Here is a 304-nt window from a genome sequence, read left to right as displayed (position 1 = left end):
TCACAATGCAGCATTCTATTGTTCGGATCCCTGCACCTCATGTCAACAGCGTCAGATCATGCTATATACGGCATCAGCTGAAGGCAGCAGCAACGAAACCAATGGCTGCAAATGAAGGCGAGAAGTTGGAGCAAGCGGAGAAGGCCAAACTTGACAAACTGTTAGAGAAAAATCCGTGTGATATGTAGCTGATATACAACAGTTATCAGCTAGAGGGGTTTGAGAAGGAGTATTCACTAAATTCTGGTGAATGCATGTTGACATATATAAACTACAGTTGTAGTATATTAATTAACTACATATG

Annotated in this window: 1 pseudogene; it reads left to right on the top strand. The window is 41.1% G+C overall.

The window, feature by feature from the left end:
* Positions 1 to 188, top strand: a pseudogene (locus tag BBG47_RS30340) (hypothetical protein); the annotation flags it as partial.
* Positions 189 to 304: the final 116 nt, after the last annotated feature.

This window comes from Paenibacillus sp. KS1 (assembly GCF_001680695.1).
GTDB lineage: Bacteria > Bacillota > Bacilli > Paenibacillales > Paenibacillaceae > Paenibacillus_B > Paenibacillus_B suaedae.
This window is presented reverse-complemented; position numbering and strand designations above follow the sequence as displayed.